Here is a 7,193-nt window from a genome sequence, read left to right on the forward strand (position 1 = left end):
ATACCCCGTTACATTTTTTACTGTATATCCGCCTGTGCGTATAAGTTCACCTTCTGGTGTAATGATTTCGAGACCGAGTACGTAGTCTTTAGTTACCCCGTATTTTAATCCGCGCGGTCCACCGGAGTTTTCCGCAAGGTTGCCCCCGATTGTAGATACATTCGAACTACTGGGATCTGGCGGGTACATAAGTCCCTTCTTTTCGGCGGCCTTATGAATATTGGCGGTTATTACACCAGGAGAAACAATAGCAATCAAATCATCTTCCCGTATTTCCAGCACATCATCCATGACCGACAAATCCAGGACGATTCCGCCTTTAATCGGCAGCGGTCCACCACTTAAACAAGTGGCTAACCCTCGCGGATAAACGGGAATTTTCTCTCGATTCGCCAGTCTAATAAGGGCGACTAATTCATCGACCTGCTTTGTCTGGACGACGACATCAGGTACATGTGTCCCAAAGGACGCATCAAAGGAATAGCTATAACGATCTGCTACCTCTGTAAGTACCCTCCCCGTTTTCACAATACGCTGCACCTCTTCAATGTGCTCTGGCTTCATAGCTCTTAGATGCTCTATCACGCGTTTTCCTCCTCTTGTGATGATGATTGCATTTTCCTGATATAATAAGCGCAGCGCTTCTTTTCAGCATTTTCAAATGAATGGAAGCATTGCACTCTGGTAAGATGGATACAGCAAAGAGGCTCATTAAATAACACGACTATATTTCTAACTAAAATTGTACTACAATAAACCCTTCCCTCTCGAACAAATTTAGTGCAATAAATTTAAAGTCGATTTTTATTGTATGTGAAAAATAGTCCATTCCATGAAGGAATGGACTCTGCGTAATTTATTTTCAAATTCTGCGATATGTTTTAGTTCGAAATTGTGCAGACCATGCAAAGCTCCGCAAAAGGGGTTTAATCGATATGTAAACATATGTACAAAATGCTTCCGTCCGAGGATTGGCTAGAAATCATCATCTTGCCAAAAGCATTACGGATGCGGGTTGGAAACAGCTTGTTCGACTCATGACGTACAAGGCTGAAAGCTCTGGTCGCGTAGTTGTACAATTCGATCCAAGAAACACATCCCAGCAATGATCGAACTGTTGTGGCGTAATCAAAACCATAACATTGGGTCGGTCAGGTACGAAACTCATTGATCTGAGAAGCCACGCGCTTCAGCCGTGAGAGTCGTCACCATGGATAAACTGATGGATGCCGATTTGCTCGGGCGGAATCTCAAAGCGTGTCGCGCGTTACCTAAATGGACTTGATCATGCCTCCATCCACAAAGATGGAACTACCGGTCATATACGTGCATTGTTCGGAAACTAGAAACGCGATAACCTTAGCAAATTCCTTTGGTGTACCGTAGCGCTTTAATGGAATTTGCTTCTTGGACTCTTCTTCGACCTGCTCCCGGGTCAAGCCGAGCCTGTTCCTTCTGCTGAAGCTCAAGTTGTACGGCCCGAAGCTTCTCCTCGTTGCGGCTGGTCAGCATGACATGGGCACCCTCATTATGTAATTCCACAGCAATCGCCTTGCCAAGGCCCTGGCTTGATGCAACGACCAAAGCCACTTTCCCCTGCAGCTCTAAATCCACGAGATGTTCCCCCTAGGTATATGCTTTTAAATCTTTTACTCCGTTTATTAATGGCTCAAAGCCATCAATTCGGCACTCCACGATATCTCCATTGCGGATGACTACGGCGCCGGGCGTTCCGGTGGAGATGATATCCCCTGGTAGCAAGGTCATCACCTTGGAGTGGAACGAAACAAGGTACCAAGGCTTGAACGTCATATTAGATACGACGTTTTGGCGATGCACCTTTCCGTTGATGAACGTAGAGACCTTCAGGTCGAGAACTTCCTCCACATCATCCGGTGTGACTAGATGTGGCCCAAAGCTGAAAAAGGTGTCAAAGCTTTTGGAACGGGTAAGATACCGTGGGTTTTTCTCCAAAATATCTTCCGCTGTCATATCCAAAATCGTCGTAAAACCGGCAATCACGCCGGGCGCATCGATTTCTGACACATCCTTACACGTTTTTCCTATAATAATCCCGAGCTCCGCTTCCGCTGTAGTACGTTGCGATTGGAAGGGAATTTCGATCGTTACTTTAGGTCCTATAATCGTCGTATCCGGTTTCATGAAACTGGCAGGCTCCGTCGTTGGTGCCTTTTCATGGAGGTCCGCCGCATGCTCAACGTAATTGAGCCCGATCCCCCAAATTTTCGACGGATGGCGATAAAGAGGTTCATAGACCACTTTGGAAGCTGATATGATACTATCTGTTAGACGATCCAGGTCCTGATGCCCCTGGTTGTTATACCATGCGCGCAGTTCCTCCAATTGACCCGATTTAATAATTTCGAACACATCGGTGCACCAATTCTTGTTTAGCTTCTCGTTCACCGCTTTCAGTAAAACAGCACCGTGATTAGTGACAATCGCCGCCGCTGTCTTTCGCTCGTCCAATTTTACGGTAGCCAGACGCATATTCTTTTCCCTCCTGCATCATCTTTCCATACCCTAAATGGATGAAACTTTGCCTTGATTCCTTGAATGTAGTGTAGATCTCAGGATTCTCCTGCAAAATGCGAACATCTTGTTCATATTTGGCGACATAGACTAGTGGCAGTTCGGCAGAACAATGGTTGCAATAATAACCCGTTTCTCTGAGCGCCAGTGTATCGAACTCTCCGCAAGCTCTACAGATGGGGACGTGGACTTCCGTGCAGATTAATTTAGGGAGGTACCTTTCGATTAAGGCGACGCCAATAATAATGAAATAAATTTCCACGGTGGGATCATTCCTTTATCCCGTATGTACCTCACGGCAATCTAGTAACGCAGAACTGCTCGTCGTGGCCGAGAATTTCCGCCTTGGCCAGCTCCCCTGACGCTACTCTCAGTATCTCTTGATATATCTCTTCGCCCATTTGCTGCATGGTTTTACGGCCCAAAAGCACCTCGCCAGCGTTAATGTCGATATTTTCTTTCATCGTTTCATAGGTTCTTGGGTTGCCCGTTACTTTAATGACCGGCACCCCTGGAAACCCGGTAGGCGTGCCGCGACCGGTTGGAAATACGACGATTTGTGCACCGGCTGCCACCTGGCCAGTGGTTACTTCACCATCATGTCCAGGGGAATCGAGCAATAATAAACCTTTTGTGGTTGGACGATCGCCGTACTTTATTGTTCCGCTAAATAGCGCATTGCCCGACTTTTTCATGCTGCCAAGCGATTTTTCCACGACGCTCGACAATCCCCCATCGTAATTGCCTGTAGAGATCAAATGTGTCCGTTTCACGTTGCTCGATTCGCGGGTTTGTCTTTCTAGTTTTTGTTCCGTTAACCGTAATATTTCTTCGATTTCTTTGGCTACTTGCTCGTTAATTGCCCTACGGGACAATATGTGCTCAGTGCCAATAAGCTCCGTAATCTCACTTAAGATGGAGGAGCCTCCCTGCCCGACAATCATGTCGGAGGCAATGCCCAGCGCCGGATTCGCAATCAAACCTGACGTCATATCAGAGCCACCGCAATTTAAGCCGATCATGAGCTCGCTGACGTCCGCCTCCTCCCTCTGCTGTCTGGAAGCGATCCTCTGCATTTCTCTGGCGTATTTGACTCCCTGCTGGATTGCAGCGAGTGAATCACCTTCTTTTTGAATAACAACGGTTTCCAGCATTTTTTTCGAAGTGGAGATCCCATCGGCAAGCTCGTACGGAGAAAATCGCTCACAACCCAATCCCACTACAACCACACCTGCAAAGTTAGGATTTTTTCCGATTTGTATAAGTGTTTTCGCGGTAACTTCAAGATCTTCTCCCACTTGGCTGCAGCCAACGGGATGCCGGAAATATACGCTACCGGGAACTTGATATGCAATTCTTTCAGCTACTTTAGCAGAGCAGAAGACGGAAGGAATGACTGCGATATGATTTCGCACACCCACCGAGCCATCTATTCTACGATAACCATTGAATTTATCGCCCATTAGCCTTTGCCCTCCCGCAATACAAGTTATGAGTATGTATCCACTGTCCTAATTGGATTGCTTCGGTCGCTGTTCCGATTTCTTCTCCATATTTAATAACGCTTTCATTTTGCGGTATCGCTTTTATTGCTATCTTGTGTCCGAAGGGGATCGGTTCCAAAATTGTTACCTGCTCAAACCCCTCTCCTATTCTGAGGACACATAAATCCCCTTTTTGCAGGTCGGTTAACGCGACCGCGACGTTGTCGCGCGTATCAATGACTAATGCGCTTTTTTCCTCATTTGTAACGTTTAAATTTAGATTGCTCATCCTAACACCTCCATTAACAACTTATGAGATAAAAATGCATTAATATAACTGTTCACAAATTTCAAATTAGATTCTTTTAAAACTATGCTTGAATAAAAGACCTGTTCGACAATCGGTTGGGACTTGAGCCCCTCCCGCGTCCGACTAGAAGACTCGTCCTTTCTAGGCTCTCCAAAATGAAAACCGTGCTGTGCGCAATTGCTAACGATATGTTTTTCTCCTTAGAACTCCCGAACCTATGCCTCAAATCGAGGACAGAATCGCTGCCTCGCAATACGCCTCTGTCACTCCCAAGCTATGCAACACTTTGGTTTGGCATTTAGCTGTAGCTCCGCCGTGGCCTCCTATGGCAGAGACAATGTACGATAGCGCGCCCATGTCTGTAAGCGCCCGTCAGTGCCAGAAATTTCGGTTGATCGTTTCTTTCAAATCAGTTAGCATCAATCTGCCTAATTCTATTCATTCTTTTTATCCGATATATCTTTTGGTTAACAAAATGAAACAGCCTTAGTCCGGTGTAATACTGAACTAAGGCTGCGGCATAGGATCTGCTTTTTTAACTTTGATTACTGGACGATGCTACTTCACCGAGTTGAACGTATGGGACGTAGCGAGCTATGTAAGAGATGGCCGGATTGCCTGCTAATGGATCCATGTAATGAACAGCAAACCAATAGTGGCTACAACGGTTGAGTGAATTCCGTTGTCCCGGAACCCCGCCTCAATTCTGTAGTTACTCCAGAGAGTCGGCTTACAAGCATATTTAACGGATTGACCGGGCTTAATACGGACGAGATCGACCACCCCAGCATAAGCAACACGGCAAGCACGTGATTTGTCGTACCAAGCTCGTGGGCGTTCATTTGTATGACCAATGCGGTTACGATCACCATTGGATGAATGCCTACGACCGTGACGGCAATGATAATCAACACTACGCTAATGGCAAAAAGTAAAAATAAATGATGCGCCAGGCCTTCCATAGCCCTTTTGATCCCGTTACCTAGGCTCGTCCCCTGCATGGAAAATCCCATTAGTCCTGCACTCGTAAACAGGACGGCATTGATTAACAATTTCCCGGGAAAGCGCATAAATCAGCTAATCGCTTTATAAATTGACATCTTTTTTAAATCGAGTGCCAATGGGAGGAAAGATGGGCTGACCTTGGTATATAGAGCCCCCCCCTCTATCCCTAATAGGATTTTCTGCGGATTTCATAAGTGCACCAGCAAATAGAAGCTAATACAGCTAAAAATAATACCACACCCAAAATGTTCCACGAAATACTAAGAATCTCGCCCATTCTAGAAACACCTCTAAATTCCGTTTGATTTCAGCGGCTTTATCAATCTTTCTATATATTACTTCCATTATTTTGTATTTACTGTCGATTGGTGGTTTACAATTCAAAATATTTTCACTTTCATCAAAGAGCGATGCACTAAATCTTAGGATTTTAGGGGTGGGGTTTCTTCGTACGACCAGAAGGGTTGGGAGGATGCGATTTGGGCATTCCCGCAGCGACCTGCTTTGTTCAACTCATATTCAAAAATCGAGATCATAAGACCAAAGAAGGCGCCAAACTCGACACCGTCCGCGTTGTTGTCGTCGCGTAATTCATCATAGCTACGCCGTTAACAGCAATATGCTCGGACTGATAGTTGACGATTCCGTGGAATACCGGCGATTACTTGTAGTGTTGCAAAGCAATGTCTTCGCTTATGGCTGCTGAGGGGCTTCCCTTGAAGTTCACTGAATTTCTTCTTAAACAACGAAAAGTGGCAGCTGAAGGAGGTTTGTCCCACCGGATCAATCAAATCAATTCTATTCTTCTACCTGAGGTTGTTGTTATCCATCATTTTTGTACTGCATCAATAACTGCATCAATAATTAGTGCTAATACCATCGGTTAATTCCGCCGCAATATCCCGGAGCGCTCATCGTTGTTTTGCGAATGTCAGTCATAGAATATAGTCCGACTGCTACAACATTCGGAAACTACGCTCCGAAGGAGTTGTGATCTAGGAAACTATTAGAGATGGCCGATCGGGGAAGACGTGCGGGCTGCGCTACTCAAGAGATTAGGTGGTAGTGCTCCCACCAGTCTCCGCTCCCGTCCGCGATTGATAATGACGAACATTTGTTCTATAATTAGGGAGACATCTGTTTCGAAGATGGTTGTCTTGACGAAAAGAAAATGATTTACACTCACATTTGCCAGAAAGAATCCGGGAATCGTCAAGATGCCAACAGTAAAAAATTGCATAGACCGAGCGAAATAACATGCCATACGCGGATCGAGATATGGTCGAACTAATTCAAAGGTACGTAAAAGCTAAAAGAGGTACAGACGTTACAGTGAAGGCGCTCCGAGCCTACCCCTACCACCAGATCATCGGCTGGTGGTGGGATGCCCAGGCGTATTTTATGCAAGGAAAAATGTATTACGAGCTACCGCCTACCGATGGATATGTTAACGCAAAGACGGTTTACCTCAGGATTAAGAAAGGTGAATACATGCAATACATGTGCTGGGATGGTAACTGGCTAATCGTAGGGGAACTTCTGGAGACGACGTTCAAGGACTAAGTCCACTGCAGCAATCTCAGCAGCTCGATTATTAAAGAGGCTGTCTCATAAGTAACTTTTCGGGACAATCTTAGAGAGAAACAAGGGAAACAGTTGAAAAAGCAAAGAGCTAAGCGGCATGTTCTCGCTTAGCTCTTTGCTTTTTCGCGTCCACCGCTGCTTTCTTTAGCAAATTGTGGGCAAGCGAAAGCCATCCGACCTCTAGACTTACTTTGGGTAAGCCTCGAAGCAGAAACCTTTTGAAGCCTCGGTTGTTTTTCATATCGCCAAACACGGGC

The 7,193-nt window shown here is 45.7% G+C and carries 9 protein-coding genes and 2 pseudogenes; 2 read left to right on the forward strand and 9 right to left on the reverse strand.

Features of this window, described 5'->3' with window-relative positions; all coding sequences use genetic code 11:
* A partial coding sequence (locus tag FPZ49_RS34575) for an FAD-binding oxidoreductase (protein ID WP_144855244.1) occupies positions 1–564 on the reverse strand: 564 nt, incomplete at its 3' end.
* A 407-nt stretch (positions 565–971) separates the two neighbouring features.
* On the opposite strand from FPZ49_RS34575, the gene FPZ49_RS37965 reads away from it, so the two are divergent.
* Positions 972–1,109 (forward strand): zinc ribbon domain-containing protein, encoded by a 138-nt coding sequence (locus FPZ49_RS37965; protein ID WP_449289951.1) that lies wholly within the window; start codon positions 972–974, stop codon positions 1,107–1,109.
* 162 nt (positions 1,110–1,271) lie between these two features.
* Here FPZ49_RS37965 and FPZ49_RS37835 read toward each other — a convergent pair.
* From FPZ49_RS37835 to FPZ49_RS34600, 7 genes and pseudogenes are all read right to left on the reverse strand, one after another.
* A pseudogene (locus FPZ49_RS37835) lies at positions 1,272–1,424 on the reverse strand (SDR family oxidoreductase); the annotation flags it as partial.
* 37 nt (positions 1,425–1,461) lie between these two features.
* Positions 1,462–1,614: pseudogene (locus FPZ49_RS37840) on the reverse strand (SDR family NAD(P)-dependent oxidoreductase); the annotation flags it as partial.
* 12 nt (positions 1,615–1,626) lie between these two features.
* Complete coding sequence (locus tag FPZ49_RS34585; protein ID WP_144855234.1) at positions 1,627–2,511, reverse strand: fumarylacetoacetate hydrolase family protein; 885 nt, start codon at positions 2,509–2,511, stop codon at positions 1,627–1,629.
* Positions 2,453–2,815, reverse strand: a complete 363-nt coding sequence (locus tag FPZ49_RS36280) for a hypothetical protein (protein ID WP_186446285.1) — start codon at positions 2,813–2,815, stop codon at positions 2,453–2,455. Before FPZ49_RS36280 ends, FPZ49_RS34585 begins: the two co-directional genes overlap by 59 nt.
* 31 nt (positions 2,816–2,846) lie before the next feature.
* Positions 2,847–4,016, reverse strand: a complete 1,170-nt coding sequence (locus tag FPZ49_RS34590; RefSeq protein ID WP_144855236.1) for a UxaA family hydrolase — start codon at positions 4,014–4,016, stop codon at positions 2,847–2,849.
* On the reverse strand, positions 4,006–4,326 hold the full coding sequence (locus FPZ49_RS34595) for a UxaA family hydrolase (protein WP_144855238.1): 321 nt from the start codon (positions 4,324–4,326) through the stop codon (positions 4,006–4,008). Before FPZ49_RS34595 ends, FPZ49_RS34590 begins: the two co-directional genes overlap by 11 nt.
* Positions 4,327–5,006: 680 nt before the next feature.
* Positions 5,007–5,360 (reverse strand): hypothetical protein, encoded by a 354-nt coding sequence (locus FPZ49_RS34600; RefSeq protein WP_144855240.1) that lies wholly within the window; start codon positions 5,358–5,360, stop codon positions 5,007–5,009.
* 1,270 nt (positions 5,361–6,630) lie between these two features.
* Here FPZ49_RS34600 and FPZ49_RS34605 point away from each other — a divergent pair.
* The gene (locus FPZ49_RS34605; RefSeq protein ID WP_144855242.1) at positions 6,631–6,915 is read left to right on the forward strand and encodes a hypothetical protein; all 285 of its coding nucleotides are present in this window, start codon (positions 6,631–6,633) and stop codon (positions 6,913–6,915) included.
* Between the two features lie 109 nt (positions 6,916–7,024).
* Here the strand turns inward: FPZ49_RS34605 and FPZ49_RS34610 are convergent.
* Positions 7,025–7,193: transposase (locus tag FPZ49_RS34610; RefSeq protein ID WP_186446287.1), on the reverse strand; the 169-nt coding region annotated here is incomplete at its 5' end.

The organism is Paenibacillus cremeus, from assembly GCF_007786445.1.
GTDB lineage: Bacteria > Bacillota > Bacilli > Paenibacillales > NBRC-103111 > Paenibacillus_G > Paenibacillus_G cremeus.